Below are 15,346 nucleotides of genomic sequence, written 5' to 3'. Positions count from 1 at the left end.
TCACCGCCGGCGGGGACCGGCGAGCCGGCGCACCCGGCTCCCGCGGCCAGCTTCGCATGGAAGCCCCCGGTGGTGCGCGTGCGGCCCCCACGACGGCCGGATCGCGACATGCCCGGCAGCTGCCCAGGCCTCCGTTCCCGGCACATGGGCTGTGACGGTGCGGAAACCCATGGCAGTCCCGGTATCAGGATCCACCACCGTCATGAGGACGTAGAGGGGGCACCGGGTCGAACACGCAGGGGTAGGAGGCGGCGAGACCCGCGCGCTCCACAAGCCCCGTGAGCATCATGGTGTTGCCGTACATGCCGATGACCCGCACGTCGGGGAAGACCTCGGTGCGCAGCAGGTCCCCGGTGTCGGGGTCCATGTGCGTCCCGCCCCAAATGATCGCCTTGACATGGTTGTTGATGACCTCCACCAGCTCGTCGTCACCGGCGAACCGCTCCAGCAGCGGGGGAGTGGCGGCGACGACCTCTATGCGCTGGCTGCGCAGGACACGGCGGCACTGTCCCACGAGGTGGTCCGTGTAGGCGTGGACCTCGTCGGTCCTTCCCGCGGCGACCAGCCTCCTGACCCACCGGGGACCCATGTCGATGGTCAGGCCCGTGCCGCCGAGTCCGGCCGTGGCGCGCTGGAGGACGTCTCCGACGAGATGCGGACCCGTCGGCGCGACGGTCAGCCAGTGGGCGCCGTCCGGCAGGCCGTGGGCCCTCAGCCGACTGCGGACCTGGTCCGCACTGCGCCCCATCGAGTCGGCGAGTTGGATCACGCGCTTGGGCGCCCCGGTGGTGCCGCCGCTGTCGAAGAGGTTCAGCAGCCTGGCGCGGGGGCCGTAGCCCTGGGGGATCAGGTCCGCGACCGGCGCGTCCCGTAGCTCGTCCGTCATGTCGGGCCTCGGCGTGGCCTCACCGCCCGCGTCGCTTCCCTGCCCGCGTCGCTTCCCTGCGGCCCGACCTGGTCCGCACCTGGGCGGGCGGCAACGGCCTGATCAGCGCTCGGTACGTCTGGCATCCACTGGCCGAGATCTGGCAGGACGAGGTGGAGGGTGACCGGTACATGGACGAGCTGGTACCCGAGTCCTTCGCCAAGGACCTGGTGACCGGTTTCGACGTCCCCGCCGAACGGGCCGAGGAGATGGCCGCCCAGGTGGACGGGCCGATGAAGGACAGCATCCTCAAGCTCTACCGTTCCGCACTGACGGTGGGTGCGGAATGGGAACCGGCGCTGGCGAACGTGTCCGCGCCGTCCCTGGTGTTCTGGGGAGCGCTCGACCCTGCCTGCCAGGTCGAGTTCGGTGAACTGCTCGGCGCCGCCGTCCGAGCGTCCCGGGTCGTGAAGCTCCACTGCAACCACTGGACGGTGCTGGAGAAACCGGCCGAGGTCGCCGCCGCACTTGAGACGCACTGGGACCGGCCCCGGCAACCATGACGTGCGAGGGCGGACCACCCACAGCGGCCCCGCGCAAGCGCGAGCCGTCGGCCTGACGCCTCGCGTGCATGGGTGTGTCGGGCAACCCCCCGGAACACGGTCGGACCGGCTCCCGCCGGTCTCAACAGGATCGGACCGGCTCTCACCGGTCGGCAGAACGATCCAGTGTGCCCATGGGCATCTTTCGCCCCGTCCCGCCGCCGTGGCCCGAGGGAGAAGACACATGTCCCAGTCGCCCGGATGACTACTCAGTGCGAGGCGGTGTCGCGCAGTTCCTCACGCGGGCGCCGGCAGAGTGTCGAAAACGGACTCCACTCGACGTGCCAGGTCGAGGAGTTCCCTGTCATGACCATGTGCGCCGTCGATTTCGAGTCCGATGGGCAGGCCGTTTCCGGTCAGACCTATGGGGATGCTGATGCCCGGCAGCCCCGCTCCGCTGGCGGGAACGGTGTTCTTCGCGAGGAACCGCTCATCGACCTCTTCGCCCGCGACTGTGAACCTCGACCGATGTTCGATCATCGGTGCGGGGCAGGGTGTGGTCGGCAGGATCAGCGCATCGAACCCGTTGTGTGTGAATACTGTGCCGAGCCGGTGCTGGAGTTCCGGTCGATCGACGGACAGCGTCGCCTCGTAGGCTTCCTGAGAAATATAGCCCTGCCCGCTCGGCAAGACGAGATGACTCCAGATCTCCTTGAGCTCGGGCTTGAGTCCGCCGTAGATCTCGTCGAATGAGACAGGGAGATTATTCCGGCGCAGAAAGTCCGACACCGATTCCATCGTCTCGCGGAAGAAAAGGTTCCACGCCAACCGATCCGCTAGCTGGGAGAAGTCCTCACCCAAGTCTATTTCAACAACCTCTGCGCCGGCGTCCCGCAGGCGCAGAAGCGCATTCTTGAAGTGCGCCTCGGTATCGGGATCGATCGGCTCCATGTACTGCCTGGGAGCATAGGCGAATTTCGCACCATGCAGATCGGTGCGGTCAGAAGGGGGAGCGGCTGGATCCTTGGTGACGATCTGATCGATCAGCGCGCAGTCCTCGACGCTGCGCGCCAGGATTCCTGTCGTGTCGAGCGTGGGCGAAACCGGCGCGACGCCACCCCTCGCCCACCGTCCCGTCGTCGGCTTGAAGCCGACCACGCCGCACAGTGACGCGGGCACCCTGATGGAGCCAACCGTGTCGCCCCCGAACGCCGCAGGCACGATCCGAGCCGCGACGGATGCGCCGGAGCCACTCGAAGACCCCCCAGGCACGTGCTCGGGGCTGTAGGGGTTCTTCACCTGTCCATAGCGGCTGTTGTCGCCGGTCAGCCCGAAGGACATCTCAACGAGATTGATCTTGCCGAAGACATGGCCACCGGCCTTCTTGACCGCGTCGACGACATCGGCGTCCTCGGTCGGCACGAACGTGTCCAGGGCCTCCACGCCAAGCGTCGTACGGAGACCACGCGTCGCATAGCTGTCCTTCACCCCGATCGGAACGCCCAGAATAGGAGCACTGGAACCCGCAGCGCGCGCCTTGTCCGCGCCCCGGGCCGCGGCGAGCACAGCGGATTCATCTACCGTGATGAAAGAATTCAGAGCCGAATATTCCCGCGCGCGCCGCAGAAGTGCGGCAGAGTATGATTCGGCCGTGATCTCGCCGTTCCGAATCGCGGCGGCCGCAGCCGCCACACCAAGTTCGGCCGGCTCATTCCCCCCTGATACCGACGGTGCGCCAACGGGTATTGCCGTGTCCTTGTCCGTGTCCTTGTCCTTATCCGTCATGAATACCTCTCTTGAACCGAAGCAACGTTGGCAAGCGATCAGCGCATACTTCTGGGGACCGCTCGAAATTGGCTTTACATTACGATTGTGGGATGGCAACGCCGGACCCAATGTCCGTCGCGCGGCACCGCAGCCGTCGCGGTGCTTCGGCGGTCCCCAGGAGAGACAGCGTTTCCGGACCGATGTCCGCCGGCACGCGCCGGCCCGTACCGGCCGCACTGGTCCTTACCGGTCGTCCGCCGCGCCCGCGGAGAGGGCCGAGGGCACGGGAACGTCCAGCACCCCGAGGAGGTTGACGACCTTGCGGTCCAGTTCCAGCCCGATGGCTTCGATGTCCGGGACACCGAAGCTGGCAAATCGGGTGCTGGGCTGGTCGATGGAGAACCGCGTGACGCCCTGCCGATCCCGATGAATCGTCGTTCGCAGCGGGGCATAGAGCATCACCGCCGGATCGTGCCGGTACATGCGTTCGGCGATCGTGTGATTTCCCATCAGATACATAGCGGTAGATCCCGAATGACCTGCGAGCTCCATGAGTCCGACATCGGTGCTCCAGAACCGCATGAATCCGTGCGGTGCGTTCTCCGCGGCAACGGCGAGCACGGTGTCCCAGCTCGCTTGCTCGGCGCGGAGCTGCGCCATCCGGTCAAGGTCCAGTACCGGTACAGCAGCTTCGTACCGAGCCCGGAAGTCCTCGAAGGACGTTCCTGTGTCGAACGACCACCGGACGACCTCATGGGGAACTGCGACGAAGTTCTGAATGGACATGCTTGCGGTCCTTCCTGATGTGCAAGTCTAAGAAAGAGCGGACTGTCCGGCCACGCGAGCCGAAACGAGCGGAAACCAGCGCCCGAATCACCGAGCACAGCCTGCTCCCACGTGGTCACGACCTCATGTGGCCGCCCGACCGGATCCTGACCGACCTTGTCGACCGGCGAGCACCGGTCCCGCCGCCGCGAGGCTCGACGACGGGTGGGTGCCGTGCAGCGGATCAGCCAGGCCTGCGTACGGATGAGGCACGAAGACTCCACGAAGTAAAGTGATCGTTGTACCTGAACCTACCCTACGCTCCTCACAAAGTAAAACGGTCGCTATACTTGACTGGCATGGGAACGAGTGAGGCGACGGCCGGTGCGCGCAGAGGCGGGCGCGGAGCGCGGGAGAGGATCCTGCGCGCCGCGGTCGAGTTGTTCGCGCGTGACGGTATACACGCCACCGGTATGGCGAAGCTGACAGAGGTGGCGCACGTGTCGACTCGCACGCTCTACCAGCACTTCCCGAGCAAGGAAGCGCTGGTCAGCGCATACGTGCAACGTGTCGAATCAGACTCGGAAGGACCCCTGCACGTCGAGACCGCTCTGGAACGCAGCGACCTCAGCGCCCGCGAACGGCTCCTGGAACTGTTCGACGGCTCGCTGCCGCCCGGAAAGGTCGTGCGTGGCTGCCCCCTGCACAACACCGCCGTCGAAACAGCCGGAACGATGCCCGAGGCCGCAGCACTGGTCGAGCGCCACAAAAGGGAGTTCACCGCGCGCGTGATCAAAACGGCCGCTGAGGCAGGCGCGCACGAGCCGGAAACCCTGGGACGGCAACTCGCCGTGCTGTTCGAGGGCGCCTGCGCCCTGTCCACCTCGCTCAACGACAGGCAACCGTTCCAGGACGCCCGAGAACTGGCCACCACGTTGATCGACCAGGCGACAGGACCAACCTGACGGCGCCATGGGCTCACCCCCCGGTCACACCGGTCAGCTGGCCCGACCGATACCGGAAGATGCCACGCACCGTGGCCGTCCGTCGCACTGTGGCCGTTCGGCGCGCCTGTGCACATTCTGGTTTCCCGTCTCCTCAGGTCTGAGGGCTGGACGGGGGGACTGGGTCGGCCTCCGGATGCCGCGCTGTGATCGGCCGCTCGCTTGCTGACCGGCCGCCACCGCAGTGTCGGCCGGGCCGCTTGTCACGCAGCCGCATGCTGCGAGCAAGTTCGACCGGGTGCTGCGACAGTTCGACCGGATCGCGCGCCGGTCTGGGTGTTCGTCCGGCGGTGGGCCGCGGTCGTTCGACGCGGGTGGTGCGCGCAAGCGCCGGGCGTGCAGCGCTTGCCGCCCCCCACTGTGTACCACCGGCTGTGCCGGGACACGGTTGGTCGGCTCGGCTCTGCCGGCGGTTGCCCGGGTGGGTTTCGGTCGGGTCGACTGTCGGGGGCGGCATCGTGTGGAGGTGTCACTGCCGAGTGGGCCGAGTGGGGCCTGTCGGGTGGGGCTTGTCGGGTGGGCGGTTGCCGGTAAGCGGGGGTGTGAGTGGCGGGTCGGACTGGCGTCGGTGGTGGCCTGGCTGCCTCCGGGGATTCTGGGGGTTATGTGGCGAGGAAAGTGAGCAGGGCTTCGTTGACCTCGTCAGCGTGGGTCCACAGCAGGCCGTGGGGTGCGCCGTCGATCTCGACGTAGGTGGCGGAGGGGAGGGCTTTGTGGAACGGTCGCCCGGTGGAGTCGATGGGCAGGATCCTGTCGGCGGTGCCGTGCAGGATCAGGGCTGGGACGTCGATGGCGGGGATGTCCTGGCGGAAGTCGGTGAACCAGGTCAATGGGGCGGCGGCGGCCGCGTGGGCTCCGCCCGCGGCTGCGACGGCGGAGCTGTTGCGGACGGCTTCTTCGCTGATGCGGGTGCCGAGGTTTTCGTCGAGGTTGTAGAAGTCCTGGTAGAACGTCGTGTAGTAGGCATAGCGGTCGGTCTTGACTGCGTCGACGACACTCTGCGCGAACTCCTTGGGTGCGGCGCCGTTCGGGTTGTCTTCCGTCTTGAGGAGGTAAGGCTCCAGCGAGGCGAGGAAGGCCACCTTGGCGATGCGGCGGAGCCGTAGGTGCTCATGTAGCGGGCGACTTCGCCGGTGCCCATGGAGAAGCCCACAAGGACCGTGTGGTGCAGGTCGAGGGTCTTCAGCAGGGTGTGCAGGTCCGCGGTGAAGGTGTCGTAGTCATAGCCGTTGGCGGGCTGGCTGGACTGGCCGAAACCGCGGCGGTCGTAGGTGATGACGCGGCAGCCGGCGTCGAGGAGGGCTGCGGTCTGCTTCTCCCAGGAGTGGCCGTCGAGTGGGAAGCCGTGGATGAGGACGACGGGTTGGCCGGTGCCGTGGTCCTCGTAGTAGAGGTCGATGGAGGTCGAGTTTTCTGTGCCGACGGTGATGAACGCCATGGCTGTCCTTTCGTGACCGGTCGTGTGAGAGCGCGGCCTGAGCGCGCGTTGGTTCGCCGACGCGGGGGATGGGTCCCGAGGCGGTGCGGACGGCCGCCGCGCTCCTGGATGCGGACCGCCGCATGTCCCTGCCGCTTCCCCCGTCCGGCAGTGGTGTGAGTCTGGACCGGTAGCCATGGCCGCCGGATCTCGGGCGTGCCGGGGAGCGTTTCGCCATGCTGTGCAGGGATGCCGGCCAGTGTGTGTCAGGTCGCCGCCGGCGGTATGTCGGGTGTTGGGTGTTGCAGGGTGTTCCGGCTGCCGGCCCGGGTAGGCGGCAGCATTGGCAGCCCGGTTCCGGGCGTGGACTGGGCTGGTGGGCCTAGACGAGTAAGTCCAAAGGGGCCGGGTGCATGAAGCGAGGGTCTCGTTGGTCCGTTTGTGACGACAGACCTCGAAACCCTCGCGACTGCACTGTACGTGAAGATCGACGACTCTCTGGTGGGATCGCGCCGATGGGGCCGTCCGCCGAGGCTGAGTGATGCGGAGTTGTTGACGCTGGCGGTGATGCAGGCCCTGCTCGGGTTCGTCTCCGAAGCCCGCTGGCTGCGTTTCGCCCGCGCCCACCTGGCCGCCGAGTTCCCCTACCTGCCCGGGCAGTCCGGTTACAACAAGCGCCTGCGGGCCGCGAACACACTGATCAGCCGATTCATCCGCACCTTCGCCCGCGACACCGACCTGTGGCACGACGACGTGTGGATCGTGGACTCCACACCCGTCGAGTGCGCCCGCTCACGGCCCACCGTCAAACGCTCCGACCTGGCCGGCTGGGCCGGATACGGCTACTGCCCCTCCCACTCCCGGTTCTTCTGGGGCCTGCGGCTCCACCTGATGTGCACCCCCGGCGGGCTGCCGATCGCCTGGGCCCTGGCCAACCCGAAAGTCGACGAACGCGAGGTGCTGGTCGACATGATCACGGGCGACCAGGATCTGCAGGCCACACACCCGGGGCAGACGATCGTCGGCGACAAGGGCTACGTGTCGAAGGATCTCGACGCCTTCATGGCCGCGCGCGGAATGACCCTACTGCGGCCGAGTTACCGCAACCTCAAGCCCCGCCCCGGCGAACACCTGCTCAAGCCCATCCGCCAGCTCATCGAGTCGGTGAACGACACCCTCAAAGGCCAGCTCGACCTCGAACGCCACAGGGCGAGAACCCCTGCCGGAGTCCTCGCCCGCGTCGGACAACGCATCCTGGCGATGACAGCCGCGATCTGGCACAACCGCAACACAGGCCGACCCATCACACGCTCACTGACCGCCTACGACCACTGAACCAAAGCCTTCGGACTTACTCGTCTAGGCAGTTTCGTTTGGATCAGTGAGTCGTTGGTCCGTGTGTGCCGTTGACTGATGCGCAGTGGGCGCGGATCGAGCCGTTACTTCCGGATCGGAGGCCTCAGCGGGGTGGCCGGTGGCGTGATCACCGTGAGGTGCTCGACGCGATCGCTTACAGGTTCCAGACTGGAACGCAGTGGGTCCACCTGCCCGAGAGGTACGGCAACTGGCGAGGCGTCTACAACCGCCTGCGCATGTGGGCCGTCGATGGGACCTGGGAGCGGGTGTTCATCGCCCTGATGGCCCAAGCCGACGCAGACGAGGACTTGAAGTGGGCCGTCTCGGTCGACTCCACGATCGTGCGGGCTCACCAGCACGCAGCCGGGGCCCGCAAAAGGGGGCCCCGGCCGGCGAGCCGCACGACCATGCCATCGGACGGTCCCGCGGCGGGCTGACCACGAAGATCCACCTCGCCGCCGACGGCAACTGTCGACCGTTGGCCTTCGTCCTCACCGCCGGGCAGGCCGGTGACGCCCCCGCATTCATGGATGTGATGGCCCGCCTGCGCGTACCCCGGCGCCGTGGACGGCCGCGCACCAAGCCGGACGTGGTCCTGGCGGACAAGGCGTACTCCTCCCGCGCGATCCGCCATCACCTTCGTCACCGTGGCATCCGGGCAGTGATTCCCATCCCGGCGGACCAGCAACGACATCGGCTACGTCGAGGCAACCGGGGCGGCAGGCCACCGGCCTTCGACCGGCAGACATACAAGCAGCGCAACACCGTCGAGCGGTGCATCAACCGCCTCAAGCAGTGGCGGGGCATCGCCACCCGCTACGAGAAGACCGCGACCATCTACCTGGCCGGACTCCACATCGCAGGCATCTTCCTGTGGTCCGCCCGATGATCCAAACGAAACTGCCTGGCCGGTGGTTGTGGCTGTTAGGGGCGGGTTGGTGGACTTCGTGCTGTGGGGTGGGGGGGTGAAGTGGCCGGGCCGGCGGTCGGGGGGGCCACGTGGTAGGCCCATGAGCAGGTGCGGCGGCGGGGGTGTGGGAAGGGTCTTTTGAGCGTGGGGGGCTTGTGATGGGTTCGATTGAGTGTGGGGGCCTTGTGATGGGTCCGACTCGGCTGGTTCGTGGGTGTGGTAGGGCGTTATCTCTCGGTTCGGTGTCGCGGTGAGGGTTTGCGTTGTGGGTTCGTTCCGTTCGTATCTTCCTTTGGTCGGTGTGGCGGTTCATGGTGGTGCGGGCTGGGTGGGCTGCCGCGGTGAAGGTGTTCTGGGGTGTGTAGTCGCTCGGTGGTGGGGTCGAAGTCCTTCGCTTTTGTGCGGGTCTTCTTGGAGTTCTGTGCCGGATCCGCGCTGTGGTTGGGGTGGTCGTCGTTGCGGGGTCCGGCCTCCGTCTCACACTTCCGGCTCGTACTCCCGGGTGGAGTTGCTGGGAGCTGTGTGGGCACGGTGGGTGGTTGGCGCTGCGGGCCGACCGGCCGTGGGTTGTCGCTCCTGCGGTCAGAGGTGTAACGTCCAGGGTGTTAGCTTTCTTGAAGAAAGGAAATGTTATGTCTTTGAGGTCGGACTGGTCGGACAGGCCGTGTCCGATTGCTCGCGGTCTCGACGTCCTCGGTGATCCGTGGACGCTGCTGGTCCTTCGCGAGGTGTTTGCCGGCAACGTCCGCTTCGAGGGCCTGCGTGCGGCGCTCGGCTCGTCCGACAACGTGCTCGCGGCCCGGCTCGCGCGTATGACCGGGGCCGGCCTGGTGGCGCGGGTCCCTTACGGGGGTGCGGTGCGCCCGCGGGTCGAGTACCGCCTGACCGGCGCCGGGTGTGATGCCCTGCCCGTGCTTCACGCCTTCGCCAACTGGGGGGCCAGGCACACGGCGGCACCGCAGTGGGCGCGGCCGATGGTGATCACGTGCACCGAGTGCGGCCGGCCGGCGCAGTCCGCGGACTGGTGCACCGGTTGTGATCAGTCGCTGACCGTGGAGCGAACCGAGTGGACCCGGCCCGGCACCGAGGGGCCTCCCCTCCACCTCGCCACTGTCGTGTGAGCTGTATCAGGTCGCAGGGTCCACTGCTGACGGCTGTTGTCCATGTGTGCAAGAGGATCAATGCAGACACGTTGCAAGAGGAGATGTCAAGTGCCTGAAAATATTCGGTCATCGTGGCGTGTGCTGGCGTTGCCTCCTGTGGCTGAGGAGCGCTTGCGTGATCTGTTCGATCCATTGGGTGTGCAACTCGGCGTTCCCGCTGTGCGGGACAGGGCTGGGGTGCTGGCGGCGTTGGAAGACGTCGATATAGTCATAGGTGACTATACGGGGGTGCTCGCGTTCGACGCCGACGCCGTGGTGGCAGCTTCACGTCTCGCCTTTTTGCAGGTTCCTCGGGTCGGACTGGATTCTTTCGACGTGGCGGCCCTTACGGCGGCGGGAGTTCCGGTTGCAAACACGCCCGGGGCGAATACGCGAGCGGTGGCCGAATGGGTGCTTGCGGCCACGCTTGACTTGTCACGCAGCCTTACCTGGGCGGACCGGCGGATGCGTGAAGGCGGGTGGCCGCAGTTCGACACGACCGCACGCGGCGCCGACGAACTGGGTGATCGTCGTGTGGGTGTTCTGGGGATGGGAGCGATCGGCACGGAGGTCAAGCGGCTGTTCGAGGCGCTGGGTTCCCCGGTTGTGTACTGGTCGCGTCGACGTCGGACCGAAGGGACGTTCCTTGAGGTGGAAGAACTTCTTGCCACCTCCGATGTCGTCGTGGTGTGCCTGCCTTTGACGGCTGAGACTCACGGCTTTCTTGATGCGCGGCGAATCGGAATGATGAAGGAAGGTGCTTTTCTGGTGAACGTCGCTCGTGGAGGGATCGCGCCGGATGACGCCGTCCTTGCTGCTCTGGAGAGTGGTCGTTTGAAAGGGGCCGCGCTCGACGTGTACGAGCAGGAACCTTTGAGTGTCGCTCACCCGCTGCGCAGCCACGAGAACGTACTGCTGTCCTGTCACACTGCGGGGGCCACGCGTCAATCCGTGCGAAAGGTCTTCTCCATGACGTTCGAGAACGTCAAGGCTGCCATCGAGGGGAGACCGGTGGCCAACGTGGTCAACGGAATCGATCCTGTCATTGTCAAGCGCCGTTGATCCTGATTCGTCGACGGCGCCATCGGGGAGCGCGAGCGGTTCTCTTGGGCGTGCAAGAGCCCGATGTGGAAAACGTTTGACGGTCCACTCTTGGAAAGTGACATACGGAATTGATATCCGTGCAGAGTCCAGACACCCCCGCAAGTCCAGACATCTCCGCAAGTCCAGAGGTCTCCGTAAGTCCAGAGGTCTCCGTAAGTCCAGAGGTCTCCGTAAGTCCAGAGGTCTCCGTAAGTCCAGAGGTCTCCGTAAGTCCAGAGGTCTCCGTAAGTCCAGAGGTCTCCGTAAGTCCAGAGGTCTCCGTAAGTCCAGAGGTCTCCGTAAGTCCAGAGGTCTCCGTAAGTCCAGACATTCCCGCAGCGGCGACTGCCCGTCCTGGAGATGTCGTCCTTGAGGGGACGCCGTGCTGAGTACCATGCAGGATGTGCCGCTGACGGTGACTCGTATCCTTCACCATGGCATGACGGTCCACGCGGCTTCGCAGATCATCACGTGGACGGGTCACGACCAGCCGCGGCGCCGGAGTTTCGCCGAGGCGGGCGGTCGCGCCGTGCAACTCGCGTCCGCCCTCAGGCAGGACCTCGGCGTCATGCCCGACGACCGTGTGGCGACGCTGATGTGGAACAACGCCGAGCACGTCGAGGCATACCTCGCGATCCCTTCCATGGGCGCGATCCTCCACACTCTTAACCTGCGGTTGCCCGCCGAGCAGCTGGTCTGGATCGCCAACCACGCCGATGATCGCGTCATCATCACCAATGGCTCCCTGCTGCCGCTGCTCGCGCCACTCCTCGCCCGCCTTCCGAGGGTCAGGCACATCATCGTCAGCGGCGCCGGCGACCGGAGTCTGCTGGAGGGGACCGAGGCGGAGGTGCACGAGTACGAGGAGCTCCTGGCCCGTCATTCCCCCGCTTTCGCTGAGTTCGCGTGGCCCGTTCTCGATGAGCGTGCCGCAGCCGCCATGTGCTACACGTCCGGCACCACGGGCGACCCTAAGGGTGTGGTCTATTCCCACCGCTCGGTCTACCTGCACTCGTTGCATGCGAACACGACGGCGGCCTTCGCTTTCACCGACCGGGACCTGACCCTTCTCGTCGTCCCGCAGTTCCACGTGAACGGGTGGGGGGTGCCTCACGCTGCGTTCATGGTCGGCGCGAGCATGCTGATGCCTGACCGGTTCCTGCAGCCCGCGCCGCTTGCCGACATGATCGAGCAGGAACGGCCCACTCACGCCGCCGCGGTCCCGACGATCTGGCAGGGTCTGCTGGCCGAAGTCACCGACAGGCCCCGCGACCTCACATCGATGGCCCGAGTCACCATCGGCGGCTCCGCCTGCCCGCCCGCGCTGATGGCCGCATACGACAAGCTCGGCGTCCGGCTGAGTCATACCTGGGGCATGACGGAGACGTCGCCCCTCGCCACGACGTCCGACCCGCCCGGCGGCCTCACTCCCGAGGAGGAGTGGCCCTACCGGATCACACAGGGCCGCTTTCCCGCCGGTATCGAGGCCAGGCTCGCCGGGCCGAGCGGCGAGATCCTGCCGTGGGACAACGAGTCGACGGGGGAGCTGGAGGTGCGGGGCCCGTGGGTGGCCGGCGCGTACTACGGCGGCGGCGACGGCCTGGAACTCAGGCCCGGGGGCAAGTTCAGCGAGGACGGCTGGCTCAGGACGGGGGATGTCGGCGTCATCAGCCCGGACGGGTACCTCACCCTGACTGACCGGGCCAAGGACGTCATCAAGTCCGGCGGCGAGTGGATCTCCAGCGTCGTCCTGGAGAACGCGCTGATGGGACATCCGGCTGTGGCGGAAGCCGCGGTCGTGGCCGTCCCCGACGACAAGTGGGGCGAGCGGCCGCTTGCGACCATCGTACTCAAGGAGGGTAGATCCGCCGATTACGGCGACCTCAAGGAGTTCCTGAGCGGCCGAGTCGCCAAGTGGCAGGTCCCGGAGCGCTGGGCGGTGGTGCCCGCGGTGCCGAGGACGAGTGTGGGGAAGTTCGACAAGAAAGCCATCAGGAAGCAGTATGCGGACGGCGGGTTGGACGTCACGCGACTGTAGCCACCGGCTCCCGGCCGAGGGCCGGTTCCGACGGCGTGTACGGCGGCGCCGGGAACGACCTGCGACCTCCCGGACGACGAGGCAGGGGCGGCGGCGCGCGGTGTCGTACGGCGTCGGCCGTCGGGGGCCCGGTCGTGTGGCGTCATGATGGTGAGCACGGCCTGAGGGGGCGCGCATGACGGATGGCGGAGCCAAGGGGCGTTAGAGCTCCGGCGGAGCGACTACGACAGATTCAGCACCTCATTGAGAAGATCCGGCGGCGTCGGGCGGCGGGCCTGCCCCCAAGCCGCGGCAGCACCGTCGTCGAACGCAGCTGTACCCCAGCGGTCGGCCGAAGCCGGCATGGCAGCCCGTGCGCTACCGCAGGTGCCGCCGTACATGGGCCCGATCAACGAGGCGCACGTGAGTGAGCCGGGCCTGGTCGTCGTCGACGCCGCGTCCGCCGTCGACGCCACTGCGCCCGCCTTCCAGCAGTTGCTCGCCGACCGGTGGGCAACGAACGACAGCGGAGCACACGGCGCACGACGTCGCCTTCCAGCAGTTGTTCGCCGACCGGTGGGCAACGAACGACAGCGGAGCACACGGCGCACGACGTCGCCTTCCAGCAGTTGTTCGCCGACCGGTGGGCAACGAACGACAGCGGAGCACACGGCGCACGACGTCGCCTTCCAGCAGTTGTTCGCCGACCGGTGGGCAACGAACGACAGCGGAGCACACGATGCACGACGTCGACCAGCACCGTGGTCAGGGGCTGTCGTCGCGATGGAGACGGCTGGGGGCGGTCGGCAGCTCTCAGCGCGATCGGTCTGCGTTTCTGCGATCGATGAGACAGGGCGGGGCGGGGCGGGGCGGGCTGTTCCAGCGCTGCCGCGGGGATTGGTGGGAGTTCCGGCAGCGGCACCACGCCGAGCGCCTGGTCGACGCGCCTCGCCTGTCAGCCGCCCGGTGCGCCGGGGACGTACGCGTAGTCCCGGCAGGTCCGCCGGCAGTAGTGCCGTCTGCGCCCCGTCCGAGGTGCGTCACCGGCCCGCCGCACCACGCACACCGGTCCGCACTAGGCGACGTGCCCGCACTGTTGTCCATGTCCGTGGGTACCCGCTCTCTGAGCCACCACGGCAGCCGGTACCCGGCGTCAGCGCTGAGACGCAACCCACGAGCGTGGTTCCGCGCCGCGGAGGGTCGGGGGTGCGCCACGCCCCGACCGCCGCTGTCCCGGTGCGGCAAGGGAACGGCAGGGGACATGAGCAGCTCCTGACGTACGCCTCGCCGTGCCGGACACGGCGACGTTCTCCAGCAAGGTGCGCCGGCCGGCCTGGCAGAGCAGACAATTTCCTGCCGCCGCCATTTGGTGGCCTCCTGCGGACCCTCCTTGGGTCCCGGGCCTGCCGCCATCTCCTGATCTTTCCAGGTCACCGGCATGGTTGGGCGCCTGGCCTGTCCAGTCACAACCCCTCTGGTTCCCCTTCGACACCTACACCTGGAAAAAAAGGAGAGTGGGGGTGGGTGTCAGTGCTTCAGGAGACCGTCGGGGCCGGGGGCGCTGCGGGGCTTTCCCGCCCGTCCCGGGGCGCGTCCGGGGTGAGGAGCCGGTCGCGGATGGATGGGGGTGAAGGACGGTGGCGGGTAGGGGGATCACGAATCCGGCAGGATCGTCGAACGCGTTGCGCGCGGACGTGCTCCGGGTGCTCGGTGTGCTGAAGGTTGCCACCGTCGACCAGATCCAGCGTATCGCGGCCCCGCACCTGACCTGCCGGCACGTCACGAAGCCGACACCGGCGGCATGCGAAACGCGGCCCGGAGCGCCGCCCGCCTGTTGGTGCTGCGGGCCCTGCGGGAGTCCCGCACCGACGTGGAAGCTGAGCCCTCGATCTCACAGCCGAGCGGCTGTGCCACCTCGGGGACGCCTTCACCGCAGCGGTCGGCCGGGCTCGCGCCACGATGGACCGCTACGCGCACCGCGACGATGCCGAGAGGCCGCACCCCGGTGCGCGAGGACGGCCAGCAGGCGCACCGCCCGCAGGTGCCCGGACAGTGCCGCGGCCGGGAGGCCGGGCACTGAGTGCACCCGATGCCGCGCATCCGGTGATGTGCATCGCACCGGCGATGCCGCGCATCCACTCCACTCGGTGGATGCGATGCCGCGCATCCACTCCACTCGGTGGAGTCCATTCCACCGAGTGGAGTGGAGTCCACCGGCCGGGGAGTGGACGACATCGCCGGGACGATGCCGTGCATCCACCCGGCGGGCACCCGCCGGGTTTCCCCTTGACCGCGGCTTGTGTCAGGGGGAAACGCGCCGCCCCCACCGGCCCGCTCCACCGCACCGAGTCCACTCGATGCGCACCGCTCCCGTGCCGCCGGCCGTTTTCTCTGTCAAGTTGAGCGTGTTGAAGTGAGGTAGCCCGCGGGCAGCTCAGCAGATGACTGGGCTACGGCGTTGGACCGGGTCCACGCCAT

The 15,346-nt window shown here is 67.3% G+C and carries 12 protein-coding genes and 2 pseudogenes; 9 read left to right on the top strand and 5 right to left on the bottom strand.

Annotated features, from left to right (window positions below; translation table 11 throughout):
* Positions 1 to 184 precede the first annotated feature (184 nt).
* A complete protein-coding gene (locus ACSMXW_RS00125; protein WP_485802941.1) occupies positions 185 to 886 on the bottom strand; it encodes a hypothetical protein in 702 nt (233 codons plus the stop codon).
* Between the two features lie 170 nt (positions 887 to 1,056).
* On the opposite strand from ACSMXW_RS00125, the gene ACSMXW_RS00120 reads away from it, so the two are divergent.
* The gene (locus ACSMXW_RS00120) at positions 1,057 to 1,428 is read left to right on the top strand and encodes an alpha/beta fold hydrolase (protein WP_485802939.1); all 372 of its coding nucleotides are present in this window, start codon (positions 1,057 to 1,059) and stop codon (positions 1,426 to 1,428) included.
* A gap of 276 nt (positions 1,429 to 1,704) precedes the next feature.
* Here ACSMXW_RS00120 and ACSMXW_RS00115 read toward each other — a convergent pair whose 3' ends face one another.
* Complete coding sequence (locus tag ACSMXW_RS00115) at positions 1,705 to 3,192, bottom strand: amidase family protein (protein WP_485802938.1); 1,488 nt, start codon at positions 3,190 to 3,192, stop codon at positions 1,705 to 1,707.
* A gap of 225 nt (positions 3,193 to 3,417) precedes the next feature.
* Complete coding sequence (locus tag ACSMXW_RS00110; RefSeq protein WP_485802936.1) at positions 3,418 to 3,960, bottom strand: DUF302 domain-containing protein; 543 nt, start codon at positions 3,958 to 3,960, stop codon at positions 3,418 to 3,420.
* 338 nt (positions 3,961 to 4,298) lie between these two features.
* On the opposite strand from ACSMXW_RS00110, the gene ACSMXW_RS00105 reads away from it, so the two are divergent.
* Entirely contained in the window at positions 4,299 to 4,904 is a 606-nt protein-coding gene (locus ACSMXW_RS00105; protein ID WP_485802934.1) for a TetR/AcrR family transcriptional regulator, read from the top strand.
* Between the two features lie 641 nt (positions 4,905 to 5,545).
* On the opposite strand, the gene ACSMXW_RS00100 is transcribed toward ACSMXW_RS00105, so the two are convergent.
* Both ACSMXW_RS00100 and ACSMXW_RS00095 read right to left on the bottom strand, forming a co-directional pair.
* Complete coding sequence (locus ACSMXW_RS00100; protein ID WP_485802932.1) at positions 5,546 to 6,025, bottom strand: alpha/beta hydrolase; 480 nt, start codon at positions 6,023 to 6,025, stop codon at positions 5,546 to 5,548.
* Positions 6,025 to 6,381: pseudogene (locus ACSMXW_RS00095) on the bottom strand (alpha/beta fold hydrolase); the annotation flags it as partial. The pseudogene ACSMXW_RS00095 and the gene ACSMXW_RS00100, both read right to left, overlap by 1 nt.
* A gap of 420 nt (positions 6,382 to 6,801) precedes the next feature.
* On the opposite strand from ACSMXW_RS00095, the gene ACSMXW_RS00090 reads away from it, so the two are divergent.
* The 7 genes and pseudogenes from ACSMXW_RS00090 (at position 6,802) to ACSMXW_RS00060 (ending at position 14,948) form a co-directional block, all read left to right on the top strand.
* Entirely contained in the window at positions 6,802 to 7,695 is an 894-nt protein-coding gene (locus ACSMXW_RS00090) for an IS982 family transposase (RefSeq protein WP_485799882.1), read from the top strand.
* 65 nt (positions 7,696 to 7,760) lie between these two features.
* Positions 7,761 to 8,605, top strand: a pseudogene (locus tag ACSMXW_RS00085) (IS5 family transposase).
* Positions 8,606 to 9,258: 653 nt separating this feature from the next.
* The gene (locus ACSMXW_RS00080; protein ID WP_485802895.1) at positions 9,259 to 9,747 is read left to right on the top strand and encodes a winged helix-turn-helix transcriptional regulator; all 489 of its coding nucleotides are present in this window, start codon (positions 9,259 to 9,261) and stop codon (positions 9,745 to 9,747) included.
* A 90-nt stretch (positions 9,748 to 9,837) separates the two neighbouring features.
* Positions 9,838 to 10,830: an NAD(P)-dependent oxidoreductase gene (locus ACSMXW_RS00075; RefSeq protein WP_485802897.1), complete on the top strand. Its 993-nt coding sequence runs from the start codon at positions 9,838 to 9,840 to the stop codon at positions 10,828 to 10,830.
* Between the two features lie 403 nt (positions 10,831 to 11,233).
* Positions 11,234 to 12,889, top strand: coding sequence for a long-chain fatty acid--CoA ligase (locus ACSMXW_RS00070; protein ID WP_485802899.1), 1,656 nt, complete (start codon positions 11,234 to 11,236; stop codon positions 12,887 to 12,889).
* A gap of 342 nt (positions 12,890 to 13,231) precedes the next feature.
* Positions 13,232 to 14,587 carry a DUF6207 family protein gene (locus ACSMXW_RS00065; RefSeq protein ID WP_485808537.1) on the top strand — a complete coding sequence of 452 codons (1,356 nt, stop codon included), beginning with the start codon at positions 13,232 to 13,234 and terminating at the stop codon, positions 14,585 to 14,587.
* A gap of 82 nt (positions 14,588 to 14,669) precedes the next feature.
* Positions 14,670 to 14,948: a hypothetical protein gene (locus ACSMXW_RS00060; RefSeq protein ID WP_485802901.1), complete on the top strand. Its 279-nt coding sequence runs from the start codon at positions 14,670 to 14,672 to the stop codon at positions 14,946 to 14,948.
* The last annotated feature ends 398 nt before the right edge of the window (positions 14,949 to 15,346 follow it).

The organism is Streptomyces sp. DSM 116793, assembly GCF_057320905.1.
This window is presented reverse-complemented; position numbering and strand designations above follow the sequence as displayed.